This window comes from Methanolobus psychrotolerans, assembly GCF_002243045.1.
Lineage (GTDB): Archaea > Halobacteriota > Methanosarcinia > Methanosarcinales > Methanosarcinaceae > Methanolobus > Methanolobus psychrotolerans.
On the sequence record NZ_MBKP01000025.1, the window covers coordinates 1 to 26,774 of the forward strand.

Below are 26,774 nucleotides of genomic sequence, written 5' to 3' on the forward strand. Positions count from 1 at the left end.
CAATAAATGAACCAATAAATGAACCAATAAATGAACCAATAAATGAACCAATAAATGAACCAATAAATGAACCAATAAATGAACCAATAAATGAACCAATAAATGAACCAATAAATGAACCAATAAATGAACCAATAAATGAACCAATAAATGAACCAATAAATGAACCGTTTATCCTTCCTTCCGAAGAGTCCGAAAAAGAACCTGTTACTAATTCAATTATTCTGTCCGATGGTCCTGTGCCTGCAGATCTTCAGGAAATCCTTGATATTCTCAGGTCACAAGGTGGGCGGATGACACAAAAAGATATGCGTAAACGTCTGAAATACTCTGAAGGTAAGGTCAGCCTAATGCTTCTTGACCTTGAAAAGAGGGGTAAGATCCAGAAGTTTAAGAAAGGGCGTGGAAACGTCCTTTTCCTTGTGGGGTCAGAGGAATAGTCCTTGCTGGAAGTTGAACGATGATCTTTTTCATCAGATCTTTTTTTTGAGAACTTGAACTATCTTTTGTGTGTGATAGTGCAAATTATTACTTTTTATTTAAATAAAATGAATAATTTAATTTTAATAAGCTTTTAGGTATTCTATAAACTCTGAAATTTCTATTGATTGCTTTATAAAGCTTTGTTTCTCGGAATGTTATTCATTTTGCATCTTTTTGAAATAAGTATGCTTTTATTTGAATTTACGAATGAGGGAATTGCCTGTCAGCAATACGTTGGCAGGCACCACCCAACATAGATGGCACCAAACCCCCAACCCCATCCAGCCCGGTGCCATCAACGTACCAACAACCAACCACCTCGCATAAGAGACACCTGATTCCTATCCGCCAGATGTCTCTTATTCGAAACGGAGGATCAAAAATGAACGATATGAATGATACACCGGTTCAATTCACAAGGGCGAAAGTCATGACTGCAACGATGGATCAGGAAATTGACTCTGATTCAAGGTGTGTCGTCTTTTCTCTGACCAGAAAATTGAGCCATGAACAGATGGTTCGCTTGTTGAAAATATCATCCACCGGTAAAAAAAGATCCTGAAAGAATCTGTAAATGGATAGTGGTATGCATCTTATAATTATCAATTTATGATAATATCTGTCTAATATAATATAGTCTGATCATAGATCTTGAGGTAAATCATGGATGAGAATCTTAATAACATAAACAAAAAACCGTCAAACGGTGAATCGGATCCTCTCATGCGTCTTACTGATGTGTGGAAGATATACAAGATGGGAGAAGTCGAATTTGCGGCATTGAAGAATGTAGATCTGGAAATCCTGCACGGTGAATTTGTCGTTATACTCGGACCAAGTGGCAGCGGTAAAAGTACAATGATGAACCTTCTGGGATGCCTTGATCTTCCAAGCAAGGGAACTGTGGAATTGAATAACAGGGATATCTCCAAAATGCAGGAATCAGAACTTGCCCAGATAAGGGGACAGCTCATAGGTTTCATTTTCCAGCAATTCAATCTGATCCCCACATTAAACACAATTGAAAATGTGATGCTTCCTCTTGAATTCCAGGAAGTTGATCCTGATTATTGTCGGAAGAGGGCAGAAGATCTACTAGAAGTAGTAAGTCTCACTAATAAAAAATACAATCTTCCCTCACAGTTGTCTGGTGGACAAAGGCAGAGGGTTGCAATTGCAAGATCTTTGGCAGTTGATCCAAAGGTCATCCTTGCAGACGAGCCAACTGGAAATCTGGACAGCACAACAGGTGACTATATACTTGAATTTTTACATGGTCTCCATAAAAATGAAGGCAAGACGATTATAATGATTACTCACGACCCTGATCTTGCAAAGTATGCAGATCGTGTGGTTCATATCAAAGATGGAATGGTCGACAGTATAGAGATAAAAAACCGTGAAGCAATGTGATAATAATGAGAAAACTTTTGATATTATGTATATTAGTTCTGATCCTGCCAATAACAGCTGCCTCGGCAGCCATTTCTGCAAGTATGTCAGGTGTGCAAATTGATCTGATGACACAGAGTCCAAGTCCCGCAAGGCCTGGTGAAACGGTGGAACTCACTTTCAGTGTCCAGAATGTCGGGAGCAAGGATCTCACAAATATAGTAGTATCTATTGATTCTGAATATCCTTTCTCTCTGGTATCTGGTGAATCTTCTTCCAAAACTATATCCTTCCTTGAAGCCCGTCAGGATGATGATGATGCAGCCATCGTTAAATTCAAGCTTAAGGTCGATTCTGATGTTGCAAAGGGCATCTATGATCTAGATATAGTTGTCAGTGACAGCAATACTGATTCAAGCGTATCAACAACAATTAGTGTAGACATACAGGGCAAGGAATACGCTCAGGTGGTCACCATAAGTGAGTCCCAGATCGATGTTGCAACCGTGGAGCCTATTGAGTTTGTGATTACCAACACCGGTAGTTCTCCCCTGAAGAACATGGCAGTTTCATGGGAAGAATCAACTGGCGTGATCCTCCCAGTATATTCTTCCAATACCAAGTACATAAATTATCTTGGAGTTGGCGAATCTGCAACTGTGGTATACTCGATAATGGCAGATGTGAATGCCAATCCTGGGCTTTATCAGCTTGATATTCTCCTGGAGTTTCAGGATTATGACTCAAACACCAATACCATCAATGCTAAGGCCGGACTGTTTGTAGGCGGAACAACGGATTTTGACCTGAGTTACTCAGAAAGTGATGAAGGTGAGGTATCCCTGTCACTTGCAAACGTGGGTAACAATGAGGCTTACTCCGTCAAGGTGTCAATACCTGAGCAGGACAATTTCAAGGCTACTGGCAGTACATCAACAATAGTAGGTAACCTCGAAAAAGGTGACTATACGATAACTTCATTCTCCATATCTCAGGTAAGTTCCATGCCTGCAACAGGTTCATCCGGCGCATCCCAGGTACAGAATGATCGTTCTGGGGTGACTGCTGAGGAAATGGCAGCAATGCAGGAAGAAATGTCTTCAAAAAATGAGCTCATTGTCACTATAGAATACACAGATTCTGCCGGCCAGAGGCACTCAGTCGAGAAAGCTGTTCAGATAGAAGAGCTGACCGGAGGTACAATGGCTGCAGGCATGGGTCCGCGTGGCCAGCAATCATCAAGCAGCAACTCCTATCTGCTGTATGGTGCCGTACTTATAGTCGTCATAGCAGTTGCATTCAGCTACAGGCAGAAGAAAATGATGAAAGAAGGCAGGTACGAACCACTCAGTGTCCAGCTTAAGAACCTCAAAGTGAAGCTATTGAAGAAGGAAAAGAGATGAGACGAAGTACCTATCTAAAGCTTGCTACAAACATCCTAGTACACAGTAAAATAAGAAGCTGGCTCACTATAATAGGTATCGTCATTGGCGTTGGTTCGGTCGTCACCATCATGTCACTCAGTGACAGCATGGCTGCAGATATGGAGGAGAGGTTTGCTGACATGGACCTCACAATGATCAGGGTTACACCGGGTTATACCAAGGCCATGTCAGTGATGGGAGGTGGTCCTCCGGGAGGTGGTGGCGGAAGCTCTTCCTCCTCATCAGATGACGCAGAACTTACCAAAAAGGATATCATGGCACTGAAGTTGATCGACAACATCGATTACATATACGGACAGATATCTGGCAGTGAAGATGTGTATTTCATGGGAAAGTCAGCCAGTCTCTCCATAACAGGTGTTGACCCGCAGGTATGGCAGTATACAGTGACGTATGATCTGGAATCCGGGAGGCTGCTTGATGCAACTGACAACTATGTAGCAGTCATTGGTTACAAGGTAGCTCATGAGATGTATGACCAGGAGATCGGCCTGAACCGTGTGATAACTGTGAATGGCAAGTCGGTGAGGGTCGTAGGTATCCTGGCATCCGGTGAAAGTGACAATGCAGTGGTCATGCCAATAGATGCTGCAGTAGATATTATAGAAGACGCTGAAAAGGGTGTCTATGACACCATCGTTGTAAAGGCAGATAGTGCTGATAACGTGGAATCTGTAGTCGATGCTATCGAGGCTAAGCTCATGATATCCAGGCACATTGCAAGTGATAAGGACAGGGATTTCAGTGTATCTGATTCGCTGTCACAGGCAGAATCTGCAAGTGAGATGATGGAATCAATGACACTCTTCCTGGGAGCCATAGCAGGTGTATCTCTGCTGGTAGGTTCTGTGGGAATTGCAAACACCATGTTCACATCGGTAATGGAAAAGACCAAGGAGATAGGTACGATGAAAGCCATAGGAGCTAAGAACAGGGATATTCTGATGATATTCCTTGTAAACTCTGCACTGGTAGGCTTTGTAGGAGGTGTGCTCGGTATAGTACTGAGTCTCGGATTGACATCTCTCCTGCCGTACCTTGGAATCTCCATAATGCGTTCATCCCTGGGTTCAACGATCGCCCCTGACCTCATGCTAATGGGAATTTCAATTGCCGTGGTGATAGGTGTAGTATCGGGTATAATTCCTGCATACAATGCATCGAAAATGAGGCCAGTGGATGCACTGAGGTATGAGTGAAGTTCATCTTTGCAAAGGAATTGGATGGGTTCATGTGAAGCTGTAAAATGCTTCACATGGCTCCATTTTCACAATTTGGGTAATAAATATGGGTAAAATAAATGGAATAAAACAAAACATACATTGAACTAAAATTAATACTGTCAACCAGGGTGAAATACTATGAAGAGATCGATACTTTTCTTTTTACTGGCAATGATCCTGATGTGTTCGGTCTATGCTGTGGCCGATGAAAATGATAGTCAAAGCATGTATTTTTCTTCATCATACTTCGAAGAAGGTGTTTCTGCTAACATGAAGGTCAGGGCTCAGCAGACTGTTTTGATGACCGGCCAGCAGTTCTTCGGATCCAATATGCTCCAGAGATCAGGATTTAACCAGAACCAGATGTCAAACATGCAAAGCATGAAGAATGGAAATATGGAGAATATGAGGCCACAAAATACCAGGAATACTGTTCCTTCTGTTATTCCTTCTCAAAATGTCCCGGTGGATCTGGTCCCAAGGATGCAGCAGGAAATGATCGACAGGGAAGAACTCAGGGATTTTCTTAAGGATAACACACTCATGATGACAGGAGTTTCACAATTCCAGGAATATGTAACTCCATATGATGATGCAATGCAGGATTATCTTGAGGATGAGGACCTTAATGACAAATACAATATTTACGAGGCAGCAGTCTCATGGATATGGGTATCTGATTCTACCTTGAACAACAAACAGGAAGCATGGATCACTCCTGCAGAGTTCCTTACGGAAACTCCGGACTATGATTCAAATCCTGTATCGGGTGAAATAGTCAGTGACTGTGAAGAACAGGCCAATACCTTGGTATCCTTGCTCATAACATCCGGTGAATATGACGAGAGTACTGCAAGGGTTGTCATAGGCCAGGTGAATTTTGGTGGCAGCTCCGGCGGACATGCATGGGTAGAGTTATATGAAGGTGGGGAATGGTTCCCTCTGGATGCCACAGTAGGTCCATACTACGATGACGATACTTCAAAAGTAGTGTATCCTGACGACTACGAGGATATAGACTTCTATTACTTCCAGGATGAAGATTATTCTGTGGTCGACCTCTGGTATTACTACAACAATGAGTACTTCATGGATGTAAGCTCAGGAACTGGAAATGCACCGGATAACTGGAATGATACCTCTTCCAGTTATTAATTTTTAACCCCGTTTCTTTTTTTTGATTGAAACACCTACTGCATAGGTATATATATTAGTTTCACGTTAAACTATTTAGTTTCATATGAAACTATTTAATAACGGGAATAACATGAAGCAGTCTGAAAGAATCGGCGCAAAGATCGCATACATCTTTTCGCACAATCATCATTACATCGAGAATGCGCTTGAATCATATAACCTGAAAGGTCCGATGTTTGCATTCCTGCTGACGCTTTCACATAAAGATGGCTGTTCTCAGGAAAGTCTGGCACGCTACCTCAAACTGAGCAAGGCTACAGCAACACGTGCCATCACAGCACTTGAAAAAGAAGGTTATGTCTATCGTGAGAAGGACGGGAATGACAGGCGTATATTCCGGGTTTTCATCTCGGACAAAGGCAGGGAAGTAATTCCTGCGATCAACAGTGCCCTTCATGAATGGAATGGGATTCTGCTTTCTGCTTTCTCAGATGAGGAGGAAATCATCTTCAGGAAACTCCTGGATAAAGCAAAGGATACACTTACGGAATTTGACCGAAAATCATCAGAATGAATGAAAAACGATCAATTGATATCATGGTAAGTCATGAACAATAAAAGTGAATTTTTAGGTACTGAAAGTATCAACAAACTATTGTGGAAACTGTCCACGCCTGCCATAATAGGACTTCTGGTACAGGCGTTCTACAATCTGGTGGATACTCTTTTTGTAGGAAGGGCACTGGGTGACCAGAGCGTACTTGGAATTGCGGGTGTAGCTGTTGCTTTCCCCTTGCAGATGCTCATAATGGCTATATCCATTGGAATAGGTGTAGGTGGCTCTTCGGTTATTTCCAGGATGCTTGGTTCAAAAGATATCAAAAAAGCTGAGAAGACCCTGGGAAATGTTTTTACTTATACGCTGGTACTCAGTGTTCTCTTTCAGCTCTTCTTCTTTTTTAATGTAGATCAGCTGCTCAATCTATTTGGTGCAACCGCAGATAATCTTCTCTATGCCAAAGAATATTCCGTTGTTATAATACAGGGAACACTTGCCTTCACATTTGGTTTTGTGCTTAACAATCTCGTCAGGGCCGAAGGAAATTCAAAGGTTGCTATGAACAACATGATATTTTCGGGAGTCCTGAATATATTCCTTGATGCTATCCTTATGTTCGGTTTTGGTATGGGTGTAAAAGGCGCAGCTCTTGCTACTGTAATTGCACAACTGGCAGGTACCCTGTATCTAGTGTATTATTATCTGAAAGGCAAAAGCCCACTCAAACTGGAGCTGGCAAATTTCGTTCCAAAATTCTATTTGATCAAAGAGATAACAGTGATAGGCTTTGGTTCTTTTGTGATGGGTGCATCAAACAGTTTCATGATGCTTGTACTGAACAATGTACTTGTCATCTATGGCGGGGATCTTTCAATAGCGGTGTTTGGTGTCGCAATCAAATTGATAATGTTGATCCTCATGCCCATAATAGGTATATCTCATGGTCTGCAGCCAATAGTTGGCTATAATTATGGAGCAGAGAATTATGCGAGAGTGAATGAGTCAGTCAGGACATCAGTGATGGTCACGACCCTCTTTGGATTGGCAGGTCTAATTCTACTGTCGATATTTTCAGGCACATTCTTCAGTATGTTCAGCACCGATGCTGACCTCATAAGCAGTGGAGCATATGCTCTGAGGATAATGGTCCTGGCAAGTCCACTGATCGGTCTGAACGTAATTGGAACGACGCTGTTCCAGTCACTGGGCAAAGCAAGACCATCCTTCTTCCTCTCAATGTGCCGGCAGATATTGTTCCTTATCCCACTGGTAATCCTTCTCCCACATTACTTTGATCTTTCAGGAGTATGGATGGCATTTCCGATAGCGGACCTCATGGCTGCCATTATAAGTATGTTCCTTGTCTGGAGAGAATATCGTTATTTCCAGCACAGAAGTATCAACGAATGAGCTTGATACTTTATTTTTATTCCACGACAACTATTTATATTTTTGAAACCCTGATTATTTATAGGAGGTACGTATGCCGGAAAAATCCTGGTTCTTTGCACTCAAAGAAAATGATTTGAAAGAGGGAAGTATGGAGTTTGTAAGAGTAAAAGGAACTTCTGTGCTCCTGATCAGGAAGAATGGAGTAATTTATTCTCTTTTTGGTAAGTGTAAACATATGGGTTGCCGTCTTTCAAAAGGGACTTTCAGTGATGAATATGTTCTAAAATGCGCCTGTCATGGCTGGGAATACGATATCAGGTCCGGTAAATATCTTGGGGATAAGGATGAAGCTCTTGAACTCTATGATAACAAGGTAGAAGATGGGGAAATATTCGTCCTTCTTTGATCTTTGTTCTATAAGGAGGCTTGAAATGACTTCGTGGGCAATTGCTGTAAAAGATGATGAATTGAAAGAAGGTAAAATGAAGCCTGTAAGTATTGGAGAGAGGCAAATACTCCTTATTCGAAAAGAAGGGAAGGTGTTTGCTCTGGATAACCGCTGCCCGCATATGAAATGTCCTCTTCAGGCTGGTATCCTGCAGGACTATTATCTCAAGTGTCCCTGTCACAGCTGGACTTTTGACATTCGTACCGGGGCATATATAGCGTCTGACAAGATCAGGATAAACATATATGAAACACAGGTAAAGGATGGAATAATATCCGTTCTGACATAATATGCAGCAGGGATGTATCTATGGATCAGAAAAATAACTGGGTGTTTGCAATTAAGGAAGATGAACTTGCCGACGGTGAGAAAAAAGTACTGTTACTTGAAGGTGACAAAGTACTTCTCCTCAGGAAAGAAGATGCTTTTTTTGCAATATCTAATAAATGTCCTCATATGGAATGTCCGCTTTCAAAGGGCACTCTGGAACAATACGTGATACAATGTCCTTGTCATGACTGGAGATTTGATATTCGCAACGGTGAGTTTCTTGATGCAAAAGAGATCAAAGTGCCGACATATGAAATAAAGGTTATTGAAGGCAGTGTTTTTGTAAATATAGAAGGTGCGGTCATATGAAGAAAGTGGTTATTTACACTCTTAGCACCTGTCCCTGGTGTATGAGGGCAAAGAAGTTTTTCAGGGAACATGATATTCCTTTCGAGTATACGGATTATGATAAGGCAGATGAGAAAACAAAACAGCTAATTCGGGACGATTGTCACGACCATGGTGCGGAAATGTCGTTCCCGTTTGTGAAAATAGATGAGGATGTGGTTGTGGGGTACAACCCTGAAAAGTATTCTAAATTACTGGGGTTATGATTTCAGATGGATACTGAAAAGCGTAAAGAAAAGCTAAGAACAATGTTCTCAAAGGTTGTGGAACCTATGGGGTACAAATTCAGTCCTGATGAAGAACTGGTTGATTTCCTGCTTGAGCAGGAAGTCAATATTGAAAAGGAAAAAGGTCATCCTTTTTGTCCCTGCCAGGGTCTCACAGGTGAAAGAGAACATGATATGAAACTTGTATGTCCATGTATTCCTTTTCACAGGGCGCATTATGATGCGATGAAGCGCTGTTGGTGCGGTCTTTACGTCCATAAGGATGTTGAGGATCCCGACGAGCTTATGCAAATATCGATAAAAGAATTCCTAGAATTAAACAAATAAGGAGTGAGTCTAATGGGAGTGGCACAAAATAATGTAATTGAAAATATAATCACACGGAGAAGCATTCGTGAATATACGGACAGAAAGGTAAGTGATGAGGATATCAAGGTGATAATTGATGCCGGTGTTCACGCACCTTCCGGTTTTGATAGTCAGCCATGGTTTTTTGTTGTTGTTAAGAACCGTGGAATGATGAAAAGAATGTCTGATCATTGCAAACCGCGCCTTCTGGCGCAATTAGCAGAAGCAACCAATGAGGCTGCCATAGAGTTTAAAAAAGAACTTGCACAAGAGGATTTCAATATTTTCTATGATGCTCCGGTTCTTATAATAATTCTTGGAAGCAATGCCGCTTTTACTACGGATTATGATTGTTCCCTGTGTGCTGAGAATATGATGCTTGCAGCCCATTCCATGGGTATAGGAAGCTGCTGGATAGGAACCGGATGTTTTATTCAGGACAATCCTGAACTGCTGGAGGAACTTGGTATTACTCCTGATTACAGGGTAATCGCGCCAATAGTATTCGGGTATGCAGTAAAGGAACCAGGCGAAACAGCAAAGAAAGAACCTGAAGTCGTATGGATAAAATAGATTCATATTCCCGGTTTTTGCAGGTAATCTATGGGAATACGCTAAAATAAGTATCTGAAGCAGGATATGTTTTTCATTTTCTGCTTCAATTATACATACCTTGTGTTGTCCTCATGCTTCTGCGGAGTGAAAGGTACTTTCGCTAAGTGGAACGTAGCTTTCCGGTTCAGACCATTTCGCAGCCATTTCAGCGTCCTGGGCTTCCAGGATAGTATTGGTAATACTGTCAAGCATGCGCATTGCTCCCTTATAGCCAAGTGTCAGTATCCTCTGGGCACCAACCCTGTCATGTATAGGGAATCCGAATCTTATCAACGGTATGTTCATCTCCTTTGCAATATACTTCCCATTGGAGTTTCCAATCAGCATCTGAGGCTTTGCCTTCTTTACAGCATCATTGAAAGTATCAAAGTCCACATCCTCAAGGATCGTAACATCGCAGTCAGGCTTTACCTGGTTCACTCTTTCCATAGCATTTTCGGCAAATCCGGGAGACTTGCTGGAAGCAACCACAAGTATGGGGTGCATGCCATTTTCGAGTACAAGGGATAACATTCCAAGTACGTTGTCCGGATCGCCATAAATCGCAACCTTTGTACCATACACATACTTGTGTGCATCTACCATGGCGTCAATCAGCCTGCCTCTTTCCTTCTGGAACTCATCGGGAATCTCCGCTCCGGATACATTGGATAATGCAGTCAACACCCTGTCAGTGTATTCAAGTCCTATAGGAAGGGGCAGATTCTGTGACGGGATATCAAATCTCTGTTCAAGGTAGTTGACTGCCTTGTTATCATTGGTAATTCCAAACCCGATAGTTGCTGCACTGTTCTTCATATCGGCAATGTCGGAATGTGTAGTTCCACCAAGAGGTATCTTGTGAAGATCACCAGTCATCGGTGCATCAAAGGTTTCAGATATATCAGGCAACAATATGAATGAATTGTTCCCGACGATACTACCGAATATGTGTTTTAGTTCTCTTGTATCTTCAGGTGAGATATTCTCAGAAAGCACAACATTGAGCTTATTGTTGAATATCTCCTTCTTTGAATCATTCATTGTAAATGTCTTGGCAATAGCCTCGACTGCCTTGATGTAACCGCTGTTATGGCTGTCCTCATAGCTGGGTGTCGACACAGGTATGATTATCCTGTCATCACCGATGTTCTCTTCTTCCCTGAATTCACTGATTATGCGGACAATGTCATCTCCTATCGTCTCGGCAAGACAGGTGGTTGAAACACCGATAACCTTCGGGTTGTAACGGGATATAATATTCTTAAGTGCCTTCTTCAGGTTCTCGCTTCCGCCATAGACTGCTCCCTTCTCACTAAGGGAACTTGAACCTATATCCACAGGTTCCCTGAAGTGGTGTGCAAGGTGCAGTCTCATGTAAGTACTGCAGCCTTGTGAACCATGTAGCAGTACCATTGAATCTTCAATTCCCTTAAATGCCATTACACTGCCAATGGGCTGGCACATTATACAGGGGTTGACAGTCGTGTAATTACGCTCGCTCATGTCATAGACTCCTGTAATGTAATGGTGCTGATCTCGTGCATATTGCTTCTCTCCCCTATGATCTTATTAGATTCTGCTGTGTTTTGTTCTGCAGACTTGCTGTTTTCCTTTATCCCCGTACTTTCTGAACGTGAGGAAACCAGCTTGCTTCCAACATATCTCCATACAGGACTGTTGATGGAAATATCCAGTTCCCTTGCAAAGTTGAGGAATCCTTCATAGCCTTCAAACTCAATGACCCTGTCATGGTTGAAATCACAGAAAGCAACACCAAGCTTGTAAGCCAGGAACCTTTCCTTGACACCTGCGACCATAAGGTCTGCCTTCTGCTTTACAAGAAGGTCGGCAAGCTCCAATGGATTTGCATCATCTACAATGACAGTTCCATCCTTTACCTGATAACTTATCTGCCTGTAGTCTTCCTGCTTTCCGGTCTGTGTACCTATTATAACGACTTCCATTCCAAGTTCCCGGAAGCCCTTTATGAGTGTAAGTGCCTTGGCAGCACCGCCCATGTATATTGCTGCGGTCTTGCCCTGGACCCTGCGTCTGATAGCCTCGATCTCCGGCATGATCCGGTTTGTTTCATGCTCGATAATCTCTTCAGCTATTCTCTTCATTTCCTCTGAACAGAAGAAATTGGCAGTCTCTCTCAGTGCAGTTGCAATATCCTCTATTCCAAAGTAGCTGACCTTTATGAACGGAATGTCATATTCTTTCTTCATCCACTTTGCGAGGTATGTCATGGAACCCGAACACTGTACCAGGTTCAACTGAGCACCGTGTGCCTTTGAGATGGTGTCTGCTGTTGCATCTCCTGTCATGGAAGTGATAACCTGTATTCCCATTTTTTCAAAGAGGGGCTTTACCAGCCAGACATCTCCTGCCACATTGTAATCACCAAGTATATTGATCCTGTATTCAGAGGTTATTTCAGGTTCCTTTGTTCCGATGATCTGCATAAGTGCATGGCATGCTGCCTTATATCCGTCGGACTTTGTACCCTTGAATCCTTCTGACTGTACAGGTATTACAGGTATGCCTGTCCTTTCACTTGCGTCCTTACAAACGGCCTGGAGGTCATCCCCGATTATACCAACAATACAGGTTGAATAGACAAAGATGACCGGTGGGTGGTATAGCTCAACCAGTTCGTCGATGCTCTTTGAAAGCTTTTTCTCGCCGCCAAATACTACATCCAGTCCCTTCATATCAGTTGAAAAACTGGTACGGAACGTTTCCTTATCACTTGACAGGCTACCTCTGATATCCCATGTGTAACTTGCACATCCAATGGGACCGTGTACGAGGTGTATAGCGTCTGTTACGGGATTTAATGCCACACGTGCTCCTGAATAGACACAGGCTCTCTGGCTCATTGAACCAGCGATGGATGTGTTGTCACAGGCAAGTTCACTACTCTTCTTTGCCTGCTTCAGTGCAATGTATGGTTGTCTTTCATCCAGCGTGTTTATCACGCTTGTAGTGTCTGGCATGTTCTCACTCCAAAATAATTAATGAGGCCGTTACTGCACGACCTCAAGTTCTTCTTCGGGAATTGTCTTGTCCTTTATGTCAAGGAAAGTGTTGCCGATCCACTCGACCATCCGAGCTGTTCCTGCGTATCCCATAACGGGGAAGTGATGCAGGTTTGCTCTATCCATGATAGGGAAACCGACTCTGATCAGTGGAATATCTTCAGCAAGTGCTATGTGCTTACCATAGGTGTTACCGATGAGCATGTCTACAGGCTCATTCTTGATCATCTGGTGGAGTGTGAACAGGTCTGCTCCTGTAAGGATCTGTGAATCAGGATACAGTGGATGCACCAGTTCTGCCATTTCCTCTTCGAACTTCTTGCTAACAGTACCTGAAAGGATCACTGTTGGCTCCATTCCCATCTCAAGCACCAGGCTTGTCAGACCCTGTATGATGTCAGGATCTCCAAATATGGCTACCTTCTTTCCATAGTAGTGTGCATGAGCATCTGTCATCATATCAACGACCCTTGCTCTTTCATTCTCAAGTTCCGGTGGTATTGGTACGCTTGCAAGTTCAGCTATCTTCATGATCAACCTGTCAGTGTAACGGATACCGATAGGTATGGGTCCTATCTGCACAGGCATCTTGAACTTGTTCTTGAATACAGTTGCTGCTGCACCACCAGCCATACCACAGAGTGCAATGGTTCCAAGTGAGTTTGCACTATCTTCCACATCTCCTATGGATGTTCCACCCTTTGCGTAAAGTGTTCCTTCACCAGAAAGTCCGGAATCAAATACATCTGTCTGGTCAGGGAATACTATAGCAGGGACATTCATAATAGAGAGTATTCTCTTAATTTCCCGAATGTCTCCGGGATCCACGAAACCGGGTATTATATTGAGCTTGCCGTTTGGCTTGGACTTTTTGGCAAAGCTTGTGACAAATGACTTTACCATGTTGTCATAACCTGTCACGTGAGATCCCACATAACTTGGGGTTGATGCAGCACATAACTTGATGTCCGGGTCAATGAGTTCTTCCATTTTGACATCTTCAATTATCTGGTTCACATCGTCACCGATAGTCTCTGCCACACAGGTTGTGTGAATGGCAATGACCTCGGGTGTGTAAACTGCTTCAATGTTACTAAGCGCCTGCCTGAGGTTGGATGCGCCGCCAAATACGGCTGTTCCTTCATAGAAACTGCTGGTAGTACCTACGGTTGGCTCCCGGTAGTGTCTTGTCAGACACATTCTAAGATATGAGAGGCATCCCTGTGACCCGTGGCTGTGGGGCATACAGTTGTGTATACCCATTGCAGCATATACTGCGCCAATAGGCTGGCATATCTTGGCAGGATTGATAACCAGTGCATTGCGCTCAACGTTTTCCTTTGGTGTATAATCTAACATTTGTCTTCCTCCTTATTCAGCCTTCCACGGGACCTTAATCAGGCTCCATGTTGGGTTGTTCACTGCCATGTCTACGTCTCTTGCGAAGTTCAGCACACCAGAGAATCCAGTGTAACGTCCGCTGTACTCGTAGGAGTGGATCTGCCTGGATGGAACTCCCATTTTTTGTGCCATGTACTTGTCCTTGATCCCTGAACAGAACAGGTCCGGCTTGAGTTCCTTGATCAGGAATTCAGTTTCATAGTGGTTGAGGTCGTCTACTGCGATTGTGCCGTCCTTCATTTCAGGTAACATTCCTTCGTAGTCCATCAGTCCAAGCTTTTCCTTGAGTTCCTTCATGCGCTCCTCGCTGATGGCAGGGACGAATCCTTCTTCTCTTTCAAAGGTCAGGTCTTCCAGCATACCACTTGAGGCCTTCTCCTTCATACCTTCAAGGATATGTCTGCCTTCGTAGTCATCACGGTGTGCAAACTGGTATCCTGCAACAAGTACTTTCATGCCGAGATCCTCAAAGAGGTTCTGGTAGTGGTGTGATCTGGAGCCTCCTGAGTAGATGAAGACCTTCTTGCCCGCAAGCTTCCTTCTGTACTTTTCAAGTTCTGGCTGGATCTTTGTCATTTCTTCTTCAATCACTTTCTCTGTATTTTCTGTCAGTTCCGGGTTATCGAAGAACTGTGCCATCTTTCGGAGTGACTTCTTTGTACCCTCTATTCCAACATAGTTTACCTTCAGCCATGGAACTCCATACTTCTGCTCCATCATGCGGTTTGTATAGTTAACAGACCTGTGGCATAACAGGATGCTGAGCTTTGCCTTGTGTGCCTTTGCAAGACTGTGGAAGGACCCGTCTCCTGTGAAACTGGATACTATGCGGTATCCTATTCTTTCAAAGAGTGGCTTAATTTCCCAGAGGTCGCCTCCAATGTTGTACTCACCGAAGATGTTGATGTCAAATGGAGTTGGGTTTTCAAGTTCCTCAGTACCAACTACGTGTTCCATGAGGACATTACTTGCAATGTGGTGTCCTGCTGACTGGCTCACACCTCTGTAACCTTCACAGCGAAGTGCCATGACCTTGATACCATGTTCCTTCTCTGCTTGCAGGGCAACTGATTCAATGTCATCGCCGATAAGTCCTACCGGACATGTTGCACAGATTGAGATCGCTCCGGGCTTGAATATCCTCACGGCATCGTCTATGGCTGCCTTGAGTTTCTTTTCACCACCAAACACAATGTCTGTTTCTATCATGTCTGTGGAGAAGCTGTATTGCAGGTAGTTGTCGCCGCCTTCTTCGGCCTTAGCCATGTTCCGCCTGGTTCCCCAGGTGTAATATCCACAGCCAATTGGTCCGTGGACAATGTGTATCATATCCTTGATAGGTCCCATGACCACACCCTTACCACCGGCAAAGGCACAACCACGGTTTGTCATTATACCTGGTATTACCTTGCTGTTGGCTTCGATGTGCTGGTCTGTAGCGCATGAATCCTTGACAACAATGTGTTGCCTTCTATCCTTTGCTACCTTTTCAGGGTAGATCTTCATCATCTCGTCAATGACATTCTGTGAGGATTCTATTTCAGAACTCATGCTTCGTTCCTCCCAACCGTAATCTCGCCTTCTTCTCCTGTCCTTATACGGTAGGATTCGGGTATGTCTGTTACGAATATCTTTCCGTCTCCTGCATGGCCAGTCTGGTTGATGCTAATGATGCGCTGGACTATTTTTTCTGCAGCCTTGTCATCGACAATGATTGTGAACAGGCGCTTTGGGACAAAAGGTATACAGTTCTTTTTTGTGACTCCCTGCTGCTGCGGAAGGGGTGGCTCAAACTCATAGCATAGTCCCTTTTGCTTTCCTCTGCCCATCACCTTTTCTACGGTGAAGGAAGGGTATCCGCACTGTGATAGTGCATCAAGTGTCTTTTGCACTTTGTTCATGCGAATGATTGCCGTGATTTCCTTCATTTACATCCCCTTCTTTTACAGTCCGCATTCGCCTGTGCGTATTGTATACGCGCTTTCCACGGGGTTTACGAATATCTTTCCGTCTCCGTACTTGCCTGTGTGGGCTGAATTCTTTATTATTTCTATGACCTTTGACTTGTTCTCGTCTTCAACGACCAACATGAGCATTGTCTTTGGGAGTTCGTCGAAATGGATCTCTGCTGTGTGGATGCCTTTTTGCTTACCTCTTCCAAAAACGTCTGTCTTGGTGAGGGATACAAAGCCCTCCTTCTCGAGTTCTTCTACTACATCAGATACCTTGTTTGGCCTGATAATTGCACGGATCATCTGCATTATTTTCACCTCAGAGTTCAACAATTCCGAATTCTACCATCATTGCTTCCAAGTCCTCCATTTCCATTGGCTTTGGAACCACGAACAGGTCATTGTTCTCGATGTTGCTGGCAAGTGTAAGGTATTCCTGTGCCTGTTCACAGTCAGGATCAAAGTCGATGACTACCTTTCTGTTGATCTCTGCACGTTGGACGATGTTGTCTCTTGGTACGAAGTGGATGAGTTTGCTTCCAAGTCTTTGTGCAAATGCTTCGAGGAGTTCACGTTCTCCATCTACCTTTCTGCTGTTGCAGATGATCCCGCCAAGTCGTGCACCACCCTTTGCGTATTTCTGGATACCCTTGCAGATGTTGTTTGCTGCATAGATTGCCATGAGTTCTCCGCTGGCAACGATGTAGATCTCCTTTGCCTTTCCTTCACGGATAGGCATCGCAAAACCTCCGCACACTACGTCACCGAGTACGTCGTAGAAGACGTAATCCAGGTCCTCTTCATATGCACCAAGGTTTTCCAGCAGGTTAATTGATGTGATAATTCCTCTTCCTGCACAACCGACGCCTGGTTCAGGTCCCCCTGATTCGACACACTTTATCCCTCCAAATCCTGGCTGGAGAAGCTTATCGAGTTCAACAGATTCGTCGCCTTCTGACCTTAATGTGTCAAGTACTGTCTTCTGGTTAAGACCTCCAAGAAGCATTCTTGTGGAGTCTGCCTTTGGGTCGCATCCTACTAACAGTATCTTTTTTCCCATTGTGGCGAGTGCTGCTGTCAAATTCTGTGTTGTCGTTGACTTGCCGATTCCGCCCTTTCCGTATATTGCTACTTGTCGCATGGTCTTTTCCTTCTGTACTTCTTTGATTTGTTTTGGGTTTGTTGTACAACTGTGTTTATTATTAGAGCTGCTTTAATTTTTATCATACAACGGAATCCTATGTACTAGGTTTTAGTATATAAAATTAACTATGATGATTTATTATTTTCTATGCCTCGCAAACAAAACGCTACTTATCGGCTTATATTTCCAAAAGCCTTCAAAATGAGGGTGTGTATAATATATGTGATCACTCAACAACAAAACTTTTTATCTTGGCTTTAAAACTATATTATGTACTACCCTTTTGAAAATTTCAATGATTTCACGTTCTTTTTGAGTCAAGGCAAAGCCTGATTTTGTGATTTTATGGCTTGTTGAAACAGAGAAATCACCCACGGTTCTGCAGAATCGGGTACGGGAGTTTTAGTTTAGCACTGTGGTACGTGGAAATATTCTGTACATATGTTTATTTATAGTCTCTATTATTTAGTGAAAGTAGTTTAGTGTTCAAAAGTTGAAAAAAGACTATCTACGTATATTTTTTTTAGAGACTTACTCGTGCATGATGCTTTTATTCCACATATTAAATATTTATAACGTGGAAAGGTTTAAATTACTTCTTTACTATATATCTTGTATTAACGTATCATCATAATGATGATAAGCATCAATTATTAAAATTATTAAAATAATTAAAACTATTAAAGGTGAAGAGATGGCTGATTTAGGATTAAACACGCTATTAATAAAGAAAAAATATCTTTTTGTATCGATCATGATGGCGATTATCATGATGTCGGGGCTTGCCGCCGCGACAGTTATTGAGGAAACTAATGCAACTGAACTAATAATAGATGGGCAGACTGCAAAGGCGAACAGTGACTTCATCCCTCTCGTAGGATTCAATCTGGTGACAAATGGGAGTGAAACTCTCAACTCAGTAAAATTCACCCTTATCGACGCTGGTGCGACCGGGGTGACAAATGCTGCTTTTTCGAGGGCTTCCATCTTCTATTCTGAAGATAACATTTTTGACTCCAATAATGATACTGAAATCGGTTATACCGGGTCTTCAAGTATTGCCATTGGTACTATTACTCAAGTTACTACGAACACAGCTATTCCTGAATCAGGATCCGGGATGCATTACTTCATAGCAATAAAAACAAGTGCAAGCTGGGCAGAACCACATGCAATAAGAATAAATCTCGCTGAAGGTACCAGTACTTACTTGTTGGGAGATCAGCAAGGCACTGTTTTTGCGACAACACTTACAGGTGAAAACAACCTGACCGCCGATGCAACCCTGCCTTCCATCACATCTGCAGAAACAATCGATTCAGACGGAGATGGACACATCGACCACTATAAACTGACCTTCGATGCTGCAATAGTCGATGATACACTCACAGGTTATATTGACACAAGTACTCCTTTTACAACATCTGTATTCGCAGTTGCCGGATATGAAAATGAAATGATCGACCCTAACGGTCCTGACAACGATGATGCAGCAGATAATAATATACTATATCTCTCATTCACTGAGTCCGAATCATACGACACCGGTGTAAAACCTGACCTGACAGTTACGGGAAGCACACTTGAAGACCTTGCAGGAAACACGCTTGCTGATGTAGCAACCGGGGACCTCGCTGAAGAGGATCTGGCTTCTCCTGTCATAACCGCGCAGAAATACACAGACTCAGGCAATAACGGTACCATCGATCAGGTTGTACTGACATTCTCCGAATCTATCTCATATGCAGCCTATGATGACAACGATTGGTCGGTAACTCCCAACAGCATAACAGGACTTGATGTAAGCGCAGGTACTGCAGAAACAAGTGAAACACTCACACTTACAGCCTCTGCAAACGCAGGCATCACTGGCGGTGCGACCCAGCCAACCCTTGCTTACAGTGGAGATGGTGTTGTGGACGCTGCCGACAATCAGATGGTAGCTGACACAGTCACACTTGCCGACGACACTACACCAATTCTTGCTTCAAGAGAAACAGGCGACTCAGACTCCGACGGTCAGATCGACATGATGACTTTGACCTTCAGTGAAAATCTCAATTCATCCGCTCTTGGTACCTTCGCAGTCGATGTGACTGGTTATGTTGGTGAGAGCTATTATGATGCTGACAACACTGACAATGTGATCGTTGTGAATTTCACAGAGTCCGGTTCGCCTGACACCGCCGCAATTCCTGAAGTACGGATCACTAACGCAGGTTCTGTCACAGACAGAGCAACAACTCCAAATGCTCTTGTTGCAGAAGGCGGAGCAACTGCCTCAACCGATGGTGCAGCACCAGTGGCAATATCAAGAGTTACAGGTGATAACGACAGAGATGGTCAGATAGACAGGATGGTACTGACTTTCAGTGAAGCTCTTGATTCATCCGAACTGGGTGCTTTTGCAGTTGATGTTGATGGATATAATGGTGAGGACTATGTTGATGATGCCAATGACGACAATATTATATTAGTTACCTTCACACAGTCCGGTTCCCCTGACACCGCTGCAACTCCCAATGTACAGATAACCAATGCAGGTTCGATTACAGACCTAGCTGTAACTCCAATATCTCTCGAAGCAGAAGACACAGCAACTGCAGCAACCGACGGCGCCGCACCAGCTCTTCTCACTGCTGTAGCAGGAGATGGAAGCAATGACGCGGACGATAAGGATGCAGATGATATTGTTGTGCTGACCTTCAGTGAAAACACAACAGGGTATGCGATCACTGGTGCTAATATCGACACAGTCCTTGACCTTGGTGGTCACAGCTGGATAGTTGGCGAGAATCCAATTTCTGCAGTTTGGACTTCATCGAGTGTTCTTACAGTTACACTAGGTTTAAACACCGCTGCTACTGTTGCTGTAGGTGATGTCATTACTCCAAGTTCATCCATAACCGACGGAACCAATGCAATGGGCGTTGACACTGCAACCATCACAGGCAGCTTTGATGATGTGACACCGCCTGAATTACTTTCAGCAACCACTGGCGATGCTGATGTAAATGGTTACATCGATACTATGGTCCTTGTCTTTGATGAGTCCATGAACGGTTCCATCAATTCAACGACAGGACTTGCAATTGGCAGTTTTGAATTCAATGCAACCGGTGTCTGGTCTGTTAGTAACACCACTCTCACAATCTCCCTGAACGAGTCAGAGTCATACGACACCAATGCAATGCCTGATGTAACTTACAATGCTACACTCGGTTCATTGGCTGATGCATCCTCAGCTGGTAATGATCTGGGTGATGTGTTGACAGACGATGTAACTGAAGAAGATGGTGCATCACCGGTTATTGTTGGGCAGGAATATCTTGACTCCAATTATGACGGTACGGTAGATCAGGTCAAACTGACATTCTCTGAGAATATCACCTACAGTATTTTTAATGTTAATGATTGGTCCTTTGTTGCAGGTAGCATCACAGGACTTGCTGCAACTGCAGCTGAAACAGACAATGCAACGCTGATACTCACAGCCACTGCAGATCCAAATATTACTGGTGGTGCGGTTGAATCAACTCTTGCTTACGATGGAAATGGTGTTGTGGACGATGCAGAAAACTTACTTGCAGCTGTTGGTCCATTGGCACTTACTGACAGTGCGGCTCCGGCTATCAAAACCGCAACTACCCGGGACAGCAATGGAAATGGTAAGCTTGACAACGTTACTATAGTCTTTACAGAATCTGTGTCCGATGCAAGTCTTAATGCAGCCAACTTCAGTATAGGTGGTGTTGCTGCCGATGCAATGGTTACAGGTGACACCGGAAACGACTCTACAGTGATATTCACAATATCCAACGACTCCTCACAGTCTGTAGACACGGATTCTGTAGATGTTGTCTTTACAGCAGGCAGCTACTCTGACGGTACCAATGTCAGGACTGAAGATCAGACCGTAACATCCATTGATGCAGCAGCTCCTGTAATTACCGGTCAGGAATACAGGGACGCAAATGGCGATGGTACTGTTGACCAGGTTGTACTAACATTCTCTGAAGAGATTACATACAGCGAATATGAAGATGTGGACTGGACAGTGAGTGCAGGTAGCATCACAGGTCTTGATGTAACTGCAGGTACTGCAACTAACAATGCAACACTGGTACTCACAGCAACCGCAAATGCAAACATCACCGGTGGTTCAGAGGCACCAACGATTCAGTATAATGTTGCTGGTGAAGTTTCCATCACAGATGGCACCAACACACTTGCAAGTACTACTACTTTGACACTTGCCGATGCAGCAGCTCCTGTTGTAATTTCAAGAACTACTGGAGATGCTGACTTTGACGGATACATCGACATGGTGACCTTGACCTACAGTGAGGCTCTGGATTCCTCTGAACTTGGTGACTTCGCAGTTGCTGTTACAGGTTATGATGGAGAGAGCTATTATGATGCTGTCAACTCAGACAATGTAATTGTTGTGAACGTTACAGAATCCGGTTCCTATGACACCGATGCGACTCCTGAAGTACAGGTCACCAACGCAGGTACAGTAACTGACAGAGCTGCAACTCCAAATAATATTGTTGCAGAAGAATCAGCAACACAAGCAACTGATGGAGCAGCACCTGCAATCGTCTCTGCGGTGGCTTCAGATGAAAGTATCGATGGAGAAGGTATCGATGCAGATGATACTGTTGTATTGACCTTCAGTGAAAATATAACTGAATTTGAGATAAATGCTACTAACATCGATGGTGTCCTTGATATTGGTGAATCCACTTGGCTTGATGGTGCAGGTGCGATCGGTTCAGCAAACTGGACATCTGCAAGTGTGCTCACAGTTACGTTGAATGTAACTGAAGGAGTTCCTACAGTTGTTGTGGGTGACGTCATCACTCCAAATGCATCCATCACCGACGGAACGAATGCAATGGGAAGCGACAGTGTCGCAATCACAGGTAACTTTAATGATGTGACAGCACCTACAATGCTCTCAGCAACTACCGACGATGCTGATGGAAACGGTTACATCGATGAGATTGCAGTGGTCTTTGATGAGTCCATGAAGTTCTCAGTTGTTTCAACAGCCGGATTTACAATTGGAGACTATGAGATCAACGCAACAGGTGCATGGTCACAAACAACTCTGGCCAATGACACATTTACCATATCACTGGTCGAATCTGATTCCTACGACACAGGTGCAACTCCTCTGGTGACCTACAATGAAACTGAAGGTCTCCTGACAGATGATGCATCAGCTGAAAATGCACTTGAAGACGTAAGCATGACTGCTGTTGACGGTGCGGCACCGGTTGTTGTTTCAAGAGTGACAGCAGCAACTAATTTTGCAGCAAACAGGGTAATACTTACCTTCAGTGAAGCTCTGGATTCCTCTGAACTGGGTGACTTTGCAGTGAATGTCACAGGATATGAGGGAGAAGGATATATTGATACAGATAACACTGACAATGTGATCGTTGTGAATTTCACAGCAGCAGGTTCTGTAGATACAGATGCAACCCCTGAAGTGCAGATCGCCGATGCAGGTTCTGTGACTGACAGAGCTACATCTCCAATTGCTCTTGTTGCAGAAGGTTCAGCAACCGCAGCAACAGATGGTATCGCACCTGACCTGAATATAATAGATGAAGATACTACAGATGGTGCAATGACTGGAGATACAGTGACAATTGTCTTCTCGACATCAGAAACACTCTCAAGTGAGCCAATAGTTACACTCTCACGTTATGATGGGGGAGCATTTGTAGAAAATTATGATGCAACAAATGTTTCTTTCGATGGCTCGAATTACACCTACAACTATGAGGTTCAGGGAACTGAGACAGAAGCGAATTACTGGATCAGGTTGAACGGAACTGACATGGCATCAAATGTCGGCATAGACTCTACATGGTATGTGACATTTGATTTCACAGTACCTGATCAGATCGAAGGTGTGACTGCTGAGGACAGGCAAGATTCTGATTCAAGTCTGAATGTAAGCTGGAATGCAAACGATGCTCCTGACTTTGCTAACTACAACATCTACATCAGCACTTCGGAGATAACCAATGTTTCTGGTATGATTCCTGAAGATACTGTAGATGATGTCGACACAACCACAACTACTCTCTGGACCATCGATGGTGATGATCTCACAGATGGTGTGGACTACTATGTAGCAGTGGCTGCAAATGATACCCTGGGTAACCAGAACGATACAGTGGTATCCTTTGGTCCGGTCAAGTCATACGCAGACATGACATTGACACTGGAACAGGGATGGAACCTCGTTTCAGTACCTGGCAGATTGGACGATTCCAGTACTGAAGATGTGTTTGATGACAGATATGTATTCTATTATGATGCAGCAGCATCACAGTGGGACACCGATCCTGACAACATAGTTCCTTGCAGAGGATACTGGGTATATAGTGCATCAGCAGATTCAGTTAACCTCCGGTTCGAATACATGCCTGTAGACGGAAGTGTTCCAAAGATACCTCCTACACAGGACCTGGCTGCAGGCTGGAACATGATAGGCCACACATCAGCAGACGACATTAACGTAACCACTTCCCTGACATCTATAACAGGCTCCTACAGTAACCTGCTTAAATATTCAGGGTCTGCAGGATGGGAAAGGTACATTAATGAGGAACTTCAGGATTTCACCCAGATGAGTGAAGGTGAAGGTTACTGGATCTTCATGACGGAGGACAAGACATACGCAGCAATTGACAACTATTATGAGAATCAAATTTTGGTTTGAGACTCAGTCGGTCAAACTGGTGCATCTGCACCAGTTATCTTTTATTTATTTTGGAGAAATAATCCATGCTTCTTAAGCTAAGAAACAAAACCATTGTTTGCTTTGCAACACTGATTTTTATTTTAATATCAATTACTACAGTTTCCGCGATTCCTCTAACCCCAATGCTCATTCAGGGTGATGTCACTATAGATGGTAATCCTGCACCTGCAGGTACTGTTGTCACAGCTGAAATGGAGGGGGAACTGGTAGATTCGTACACTGTGCAGTCCACAGGGCAATATATGCTGAGAATTCCCGGTGAATCCAGTGATGCTGATAAGCTAATTGAGTTTTTTGTGAACGGGGATAGAACAGATATGACCCGGAACTGGGAACCAGGTGCAATTGTAACAATAGACCTGGCAATATCAACAGATGACAGTTTAGATACACAGTCTTCTTCGGCTTCATCATCTTATTCATCCTTTAATTCAGATACTGACATACAGTCCGAAAATTCAGCATCAGCAGATTCTCCATCAGATGAGCCCTCTGAACCTGAAACAAAGACTGATGAGCAGGAAAACATCTCGGATAATGGGCCCGGCATATCCGACACTGCAGACAACTCTTCATCTTCAAAAGCAATCCCCGGTTTTAGCTCATTAACCGTGACAATCGGATTGATCATACTTTGTATTGGAGCAAATCGAAACAAGAAGGAATAAAACATGAGATCGCATCATCTTCCATCGACGAAATTACTACTCACCACTATGATGCTATTATCCTTATTGGCAATTCCTGTAATGGCTAATAGCATACCATCATTGCCCAATACATTTAGTGGCAATGTTACACTGGATGGTGCTGAAGCACCTGCCGGTACAACAATAAAAGCATATATAGATTACCAGAATGATACTGAACCTGATGGCTCTGCTAATATCACGATTAACGGTCATTATGAAATACATGTTCAGGGCAACTCAGCTGATCATCAGAAAGAAATAACTTTCATAATTAATGATTCCACTGCAGTACAGACTGTTGAGTTCAGCATTTATGCTCCTCATCCAACTGTTCTGGATCTTTCAACAACAGGTACGGCTGCAAAAATAAGCCCCGAAGAATCTTCAATTTTCAGTGATACAACAAATCCGGAAGACAAACAAGTAACCGATACATCTTCGGACACTGCGAAGTCTTTGAACGGATTCTCTTTTATTCTGGCCATTGGAATGCTGGCTTCTGTATTTGTAATAACTAAATTCAGACGCAAGGGTGATTTGCAATGAGTGGAATAAGAACACTTACAATAATATCAATATTATTGCTGATACTTGTATGTATGTCACCTGTGGTTATGGCAGATGTCCCGCCAGGTCCGAATGTCTTTGAGGGTACAGTTCTTATAAATGGTTTAAATGCACCTGTAGGTACGGTAATAGAAGCATACATAGACCATGGAGATATGATCTCAGATGGTAACGCAACTGTAAGCGTTGCAGGTGAATACTCAATTACCGTTTCTTCCGGTTCGAGTAGTGATGTGAACGAGAACGTCATTTTCAAAGTACTGAACATTAATTCAACAGATGTGGGTACTTTTAAGAATGGTCCAATTATCCAGAGTCTCGATCTCACAGTTGAAGATCTCACTGCTCCTGTCACCACCGATGATGCACCTTCTGGCTGGCAGAACAGTTCCTTCACCGTTAATCTTACAGCAATTGATGCAGGTTCGGGTGTGAATTCCACATTCTACAAGATCAATGAAGGTTCGTGGATCTCCGGCACCTCTGTCCTGATCGATACTGATGGTAATAACACTGTCATGTACTATTCAGTTGATAATGTCGGCAATGTTGAGTCTAATAACACTGTCTATGCCATGCTGGATACCACTGCTCCTGTAGTCTTGGTTGACCCGGTGACCACACCTACCAATGTTAGCAGTCAGACCATAAACGGTAGTGTTGTTGACGTCAATCTTGCTTCAGTTACTGTAAACGGCGTCTCTGCTTCCCTTGATGGTAACAACTACTCTGCGACCATTGATCTTACAGAAGGTGCTAATACGATCACTGTTGTTGCGGCAGACTCTGCAGGCAATAGTGGTTCCAATAGCAGCACTTCCATTGTGCTTGATACGGTTGTTCCTGTAGTCTTGGTTGACCCGGTGACCACACCTACTAATGTTAGCAGCCAGACCATAAACGGTAGTGTTGTTGACGTCAATCTTGCTTCAGTTACTGTAAACGGCGTCTCTGCTTCCCTTGATGGTAACAACTATTCTGCGACCATTGATCTTACAGAAGGTGCCAATACGATCATTGTTGTTGCGGTTGACTCTGCAGGTAATAGTGGTTCCAATAGCAGCACTTCCATTGTGCTTGATACAGTTGTTCCTGTAGTCTTGGTTGACCCGGTGACCACACCTACTAATGTTAGCAGCCAGACCATAAACGGTAGTGTTGTTGACGTCAATCTTGCTTCAGTTACTGTAAACGGCGTCTCTGCTTCCCTTGATGGTAACAACTATTCTGCGACCATTGATCTTACAGAAGGTGCTAATAC

General features: G+C 43.5%; 26 protein-coding genes. 18 read left to right on the forward strand and 8 right to left on the reverse strand.

What is annotated here, in order from left to right:
* The coding region (locus tag BB781_RS16465) for a glycine zipper domain-containing protein (RefSeq protein ID WP_394335336.1) at positions 1–223 on the reverse strand (223 nt) is incomplete at its 3' end.
* Positions 224–308: 85 nt separating this feature from the next.
* On the opposite strand from BB781_RS16465, the gene BB781_RS16570 reads away from it, so the two are divergent.
* The 14 genes from BB781_RS16570 (at position 309) to BB781_RS09505 (ending at position 9,905) form a co-directional block, all read left to right on the forward strand.
* Positions 309–440 (forward strand): helix-turn-helix transcriptional regulator, encoded by a 132-nt coding sequence (locus BB781_RS16570; RefSeq protein WP_449288761.1) that lies wholly within the window; start codon positions 309–311, stop codon positions 438–440.
* Between the two features lie 425 nt (positions 441–865).
* Positions 866–1,045, forward strand: coding sequence for a hypothetical protein (locus tag BB781_RS09445; protein WP_094228249.1), 180 nt, complete (start codon positions 866–868; stop codon positions 1,043–1,045).
* 101 nt (positions 1,046–1,146) lie between these two features.
* The gene (locus BB781_RS09450; RefSeq protein ID WP_207205269.1) at positions 1,147–1,896 is read left to right on the forward strand and encodes an ABC transporter ATP-binding protein; all 750 of its coding nucleotides are present in this window, start codon (positions 1,147–1,149) and stop codon (positions 1,894–1,896) included.
* A 5-nt stretch (positions 1,897–1,901) separates the two neighbouring features.
* A complete protein-coding gene (locus tag BB781_RS09455; RefSeq protein ID WP_164997838.1) occupies positions 1,902–3,278 on the forward strand; it encodes a COG1361 S-layer family protein in 1,377 nt (458 codons plus the stop codon).
* The gene (locus BB781_RS09460) at positions 3,275–4,519 is read left to right on the forward strand and encodes an ABC transporter permease (protein WP_094228250.1); all 1,245 of its coding nucleotides are present in this window, start codon (positions 3,275–3,277) and stop codon (positions 4,517–4,519) included. Before BB781_RS09455 ends, BB781_RS09460 begins: the two co-directional genes overlap by 4 nt.
* Before the next feature lie 162 nt (positions 4,520–4,681).
* On the forward strand, positions 4,682–5,698 hold the full coding sequence (locus tag BB781_RS09465; RefSeq protein WP_094228251.1) for a transglutaminase-like domain-containing protein: 1,017 nt from the start codon (positions 4,682–4,684) through the stop codon (positions 5,696–5,698).
* Positions 5,699–5,783: 85 nt separating this feature from the next.
* Complete coding sequence (locus BB781_RS09470; protein WP_094228252.1) at positions 5,784–6,254, forward strand: MarR family winged helix-turn-helix transcriptional regulator; 471 nt, start codon at positions 5,784–5,786, stop codon at positions 6,252–6,254.
* Between the two features lie 33 nt (positions 6,255–6,287).
* Positions 6,288–7,649, forward strand: a complete 1,362-nt coding sequence (locus BB781_RS09475; protein WP_094228253.1) for an MATE family efflux transporter — start codon at positions 6,288–6,290, stop codon at positions 7,647–7,649.
* A 73-nt stretch (positions 7,650–7,722) separates the two neighbouring features.
* Entirely contained in the window at positions 7,723–8,037 is a 315-nt protein-coding gene (locus BB781_RS09480; RefSeq protein ID WP_094228254.1) for a Rieske (2Fe-2S) protein, read from the forward strand.
* A 25-nt stretch (positions 8,038–8,062) separates the two neighbouring features.
* Positions 8,063–8,368 (forward strand): Rieske (2Fe-2S) protein, encoded by a 306-nt coding sequence (locus tag BB781_RS09485; protein WP_094228255.1) that lies wholly within the window; start codon positions 8,063–8,065, stop codon positions 8,366–8,368.
* A 20-nt stretch (positions 8,369–8,388) separates the two neighbouring features.
* On the forward strand, positions 8,389–8,718 hold the full coding sequence (locus BB781_RS09490) for a Rieske (2Fe-2S) protein (protein ID WP_094228256.1): 330 nt from the start codon (positions 8,389–8,391) through the stop codon (positions 8,716–8,718).
* Entirely contained in the window at positions 8,715–8,963 is a 249-nt protein-coding gene (locus BB781_RS09495; RefSeq protein WP_094228257.1) for a glutaredoxin family protein, read from the forward strand. Before BB781_RS09490 ends, BB781_RS09495 begins: the two co-directional genes overlap by 4 nt.
* A 6-nt stretch (positions 8,964–8,969) precedes the next feature.
* Positions 8,970–9,311, forward strand: coding sequence for a ferredoxin-thioredoxin reductase catalytic domain-containing protein (locus BB781_RS09500; RefSeq protein WP_094228258.1), 342 nt, complete (start codon positions 8,970–8,972; stop codon positions 9,309–9,311).
* Between the two features lie 12 nt (positions 9,312–9,323).
* Entirely contained in the window at positions 9,324–9,905 is a 582-nt protein-coding gene (locus BB781_RS09505; RefSeq protein ID WP_094228259.1) for a nitroreductase family protein, read from the forward strand.
* Positions 9,906–10,016: 111 nt separating this feature from the next.
* Here BB781_RS09505 and nifN read toward each other — a convergent pair whose 3' ends face one another.
* Genes nifN through nifH form a run of 7 tightly spaced genes read right to left on the reverse strand, consistent with a single transcriptional unit; the run spans position 10,017 to position 17,464 of the window.
* Positions 10,017–11,432 carry a nitrogenase iron-molybdenum cofactor biosynthesis protein NifN gene (nifN, locus tag BB781_RS09510; RefSeq protein WP_094228260.1) on the reverse strand — a complete coding sequence of 472 codons (1,416 nt, stop codon included), beginning with the start codon at positions 11,430–11,432 and terminating at the stop codon, positions 10,017–10,019.
* Positions 11,429–12,928 (reverse strand): nitrogenase iron-molybdenum cofactor biosynthesis protein NifE, encoded by a 1,500-nt coding sequence (nifE, locus tag BB781_RS09515; RefSeq protein ID WP_094228261.1) that lies wholly within the window; start codon positions 12,926–12,928, stop codon positions 11,429–11,431. Before nifE ends, nifN begins: the two co-directional genes overlap by 4 nt.
* Before the next feature lie 30 nt (positions 12,929–12,958).
* Positions 12,959–14,329: a nitrogenase molybdenum-iron protein subunit beta gene (nifK, locus tag BB781_RS09520; protein WP_094228262.1), complete on the reverse strand. Its 1,371-nt coding sequence runs from the start codon at positions 14,327–14,329 to the stop codon at positions 12,959–12,961.
* Between the two features lie 12 nt (positions 14,330–14,341).
* Positions 14,342–15,922 carry a nitrogenase molybdenum-iron protein alpha chain gene (gene nifD, locus BB781_RS09525; protein WP_094228263.1) on the reverse strand — a complete coding sequence of 527 codons (1,581 nt, stop codon included), beginning with the start codon at positions 15,920–15,922 and terminating at the stop codon, positions 14,342–14,344.
* On the reverse strand, positions 15,919–16,299 hold the full coding sequence (locus BB781_RS09530) for a P-II family nitrogen regulator (RefSeq protein ID WP_094228264.1): 381 nt from the start codon (positions 16,297–16,299) through the stop codon (positions 15,919–15,921). The genes nifD and BB781_RS09530 overlap by 4 nt, the downstream gene beginning before the upstream one ends.
* Before the next feature lie 15 nt (positions 16,300–16,314).
* The gene (locus BB781_RS09535) at positions 16,315–16,632 is read right to left on the reverse strand and encodes a P-II family nitrogen regulator (RefSeq protein WP_094228265.1); all 318 of its coding nucleotides are present in this window, start codon (positions 16,630–16,632) and stop codon (positions 16,315–16,317) included.
* Positions 16,633–16,642: 10 nt separating this feature from the next.
* The gene (nifH, locus tag BB781_RS09540) at positions 16,643–17,464 is read right to left on the reverse strand and encodes a nitrogenase iron protein (RefSeq protein ID WP_094228266.1); all 822 of its coding nucleotides are present in this window, start codon (positions 17,462–17,464) and stop codon (positions 16,643–16,645) included.
* Positions 17,465–18,161: 697 nt separating this feature from the next.
* Here nifH and BB781_RS09545 point away from each other — a divergent pair.
* The 4 genes from BB781_RS09545 to BB781_RS09560 form a co-directional block, all read left to right on the forward strand.
* Complete coding sequence (locus BB781_RS09545) at positions 18,162–24,212, forward strand: beta strand repeat-containing protein (RefSeq protein WP_094228267.1); 6,051 nt, start codon at positions 18,162–18,164, stop codon at positions 24,210–24,212.
* Positions 24,213–24,277: 65 nt separating this feature from the next.
* A complete protein-coding gene (locus BB781_RS09550; protein WP_094228268.1) occupies positions 24,278–24,922 on the forward strand; it encodes a hypothetical protein in 645 nt (214 codons plus the stop codon).
* An 81-nt stretch (positions 24,923–25,003) separates the two neighbouring features.
* On the forward strand, positions 25,004–25,492 hold the full coding sequence (locus BB781_RS09555; RefSeq protein ID WP_129582678.1) for a hypothetical protein: 489 nt from the start codon (positions 25,004–25,006) through the stop codon (positions 25,490–25,492).
* On the forward strand, positions 25,489–26,774 hold a 1,286-nt coding region (locus tag BB781_RS09560), incomplete at its 3' end, for an OmpL47-type beta-barrel domain-containing protein (RefSeq protein ID WP_129582679.1). The genes BB781_RS09555 and BB781_RS09560, both read left to right, overlap by 4 nt.

Bases quoted from the DNA above. Each gene is read 5' to 3' on its own strand.
- BB781_RS16570 (WP_449288761.1), top strand. From the start codon at position 309: ATGCGTAAACGTCTGAAATACTCTGAAGGTAAGGTCAGCCTAATGCTT.
- BB781_RS09445 (WP_094228249.1), top strand. From the start codon at position 866: ATGAACGATATGAATGATACACCGGTTCAATTCACAAGGGCGAAAGTC.
- BB781_RS09450 (WP_207205269.1), top strand. From the start codon at position 1,147: ATGGATGAGAATCTTAATAACATAAACAAAAAACCGTCAAACGGTGAA.
- BB781_RS09455 (WP_164997838.1), top strand. From the start codon at position 1,902: ATGAGAAAACTTTTGATATTATGTATATTAGTTCTGATCCTGCCAATA.
- BB781_RS09460 (WP_094228250.1), top strand. From the start codon at position 3,275: ATGAGACGAAGTACCTATCTAAAGCTTGCTACAAACATCCTAGTACAC.
- BB781_RS09465 (WP_094228251.1), top strand. From the start codon at position 4,682: ATGAAGAGATCGATACTTTTCTTTTTACTGGCAATGATCCTGATGTGT.
- BB781_RS09470 (WP_094228252.1), top strand. From the start codon at position 5,784: ATGAAACTATTTAATAACGGGAATAACATGAAGCAGTCTGAAAGAATC.
- BB781_RS09475 (WP_094228253.1), top strand. From the start codon at position 6,288: ATGAACAATAAAAGTGAATTTTTAGGTACTGAAAGTATCAACAAACTA.
- BB781_RS09480 (WP_094228254.1), top strand. From the start codon at position 7,723: ATGCCGGAAAAATCCTGGTTCTTTGCACTCAAAGAAAATGATTTGAAA.
- BB781_RS09485 (WP_094228255.1), top strand. From the start codon at position 8,063: ATGACTTCGTGGGCAATTGCTGTAAAAGATGATGAATTGAAAGAAGGT.
- BB781_RS09490 (WP_094228256.1), top strand. From the start codon at position 8,389: ATGGATCAGAAAAATAACTGGGTGTTTGCAATTAAGGAAGATGAACTT.
- BB781_RS09495 (WP_094228257.1), top strand. From the start codon at position 8,715: ATGAAGAAAGTGGTTATTTACACTCTTAGCACCTGTCCCTGGTGTATG.
- BB781_RS09500 (WP_094228258.1), top strand. From the start codon at position 8,970: ATGGATACTGAAAAGCGTAAAGAAAAGCTAAGAACAATGTTCTCAAAG.
- BB781_RS09505 (WP_094228259.1), top strand. From the start codon at position 9,324: ATGGGAGTGGCACAAAATAATGTAATTGAAAATATAATCACACGGAGA.
- nifN (WP_094228260.1), bottom strand. From the start codon at position 11,432: ATGAGCGAGCGTAATTACACGACTGTCAACCCCTGTATAATGTGCCAG.
- nifE (WP_094228261.1), bottom strand. From the start codon at position 12,928: ATGCCAGACACTACAAGCGTGATAAACACGCTGGATGAAAGACAACCA.
- nifK (WP_094228262.1), bottom strand. From the start codon at position 14,329: ATGTTAGATTATACACCAAAGGAAAACGTTGAGCGCAATGCACTGGTT.
- nifD (WP_094228263.1), bottom strand. From the start codon at position 15,922: ATGAGTTCTGAAATAGAATCCTCACAGAATGTCATTGACGAGATGATG.
- BB781_RS09530 (WP_094228264.1), bottom strand. From the start codon at position 16,299: ATGAAGGAAATCACGGCAATCATTCGCATGAACAAAGTGCAAAAGACA.
- BB781_RS09535 (WP_094228265.1), bottom strand. From the start codon at position 16,632: ATGCAGATGATCCGTGCAATTATCAGGCCAAACAAGGTATCTGATGTA.
- nifH (WP_094228266.1), bottom strand. From the start codon at position 17,464: ATGCGACAAGTAGCAATATACGGAAAGGGCGGAATCGGCAAGTCAACG.
- BB781_RS09545 (WP_094228267.1), top strand. From the start codon at position 18,162: ATGGCTGATTTAGGATTAAACACGCTATTAATAAAGAAAAAATATCTT.
- BB781_RS09550 (WP_094228268.1), top strand. From the start codon at position 24,278: ATGCTTCTTAAGCTAAGAAACAAAACCATTGTTTGCTTTGCAACACTG.
- BB781_RS09555 (WP_129582678.1), top strand. From the start codon at position 25,004: ATGGCTAATAGCATACCATCATTGCCCAATACATTTAGTGGCAATGTT.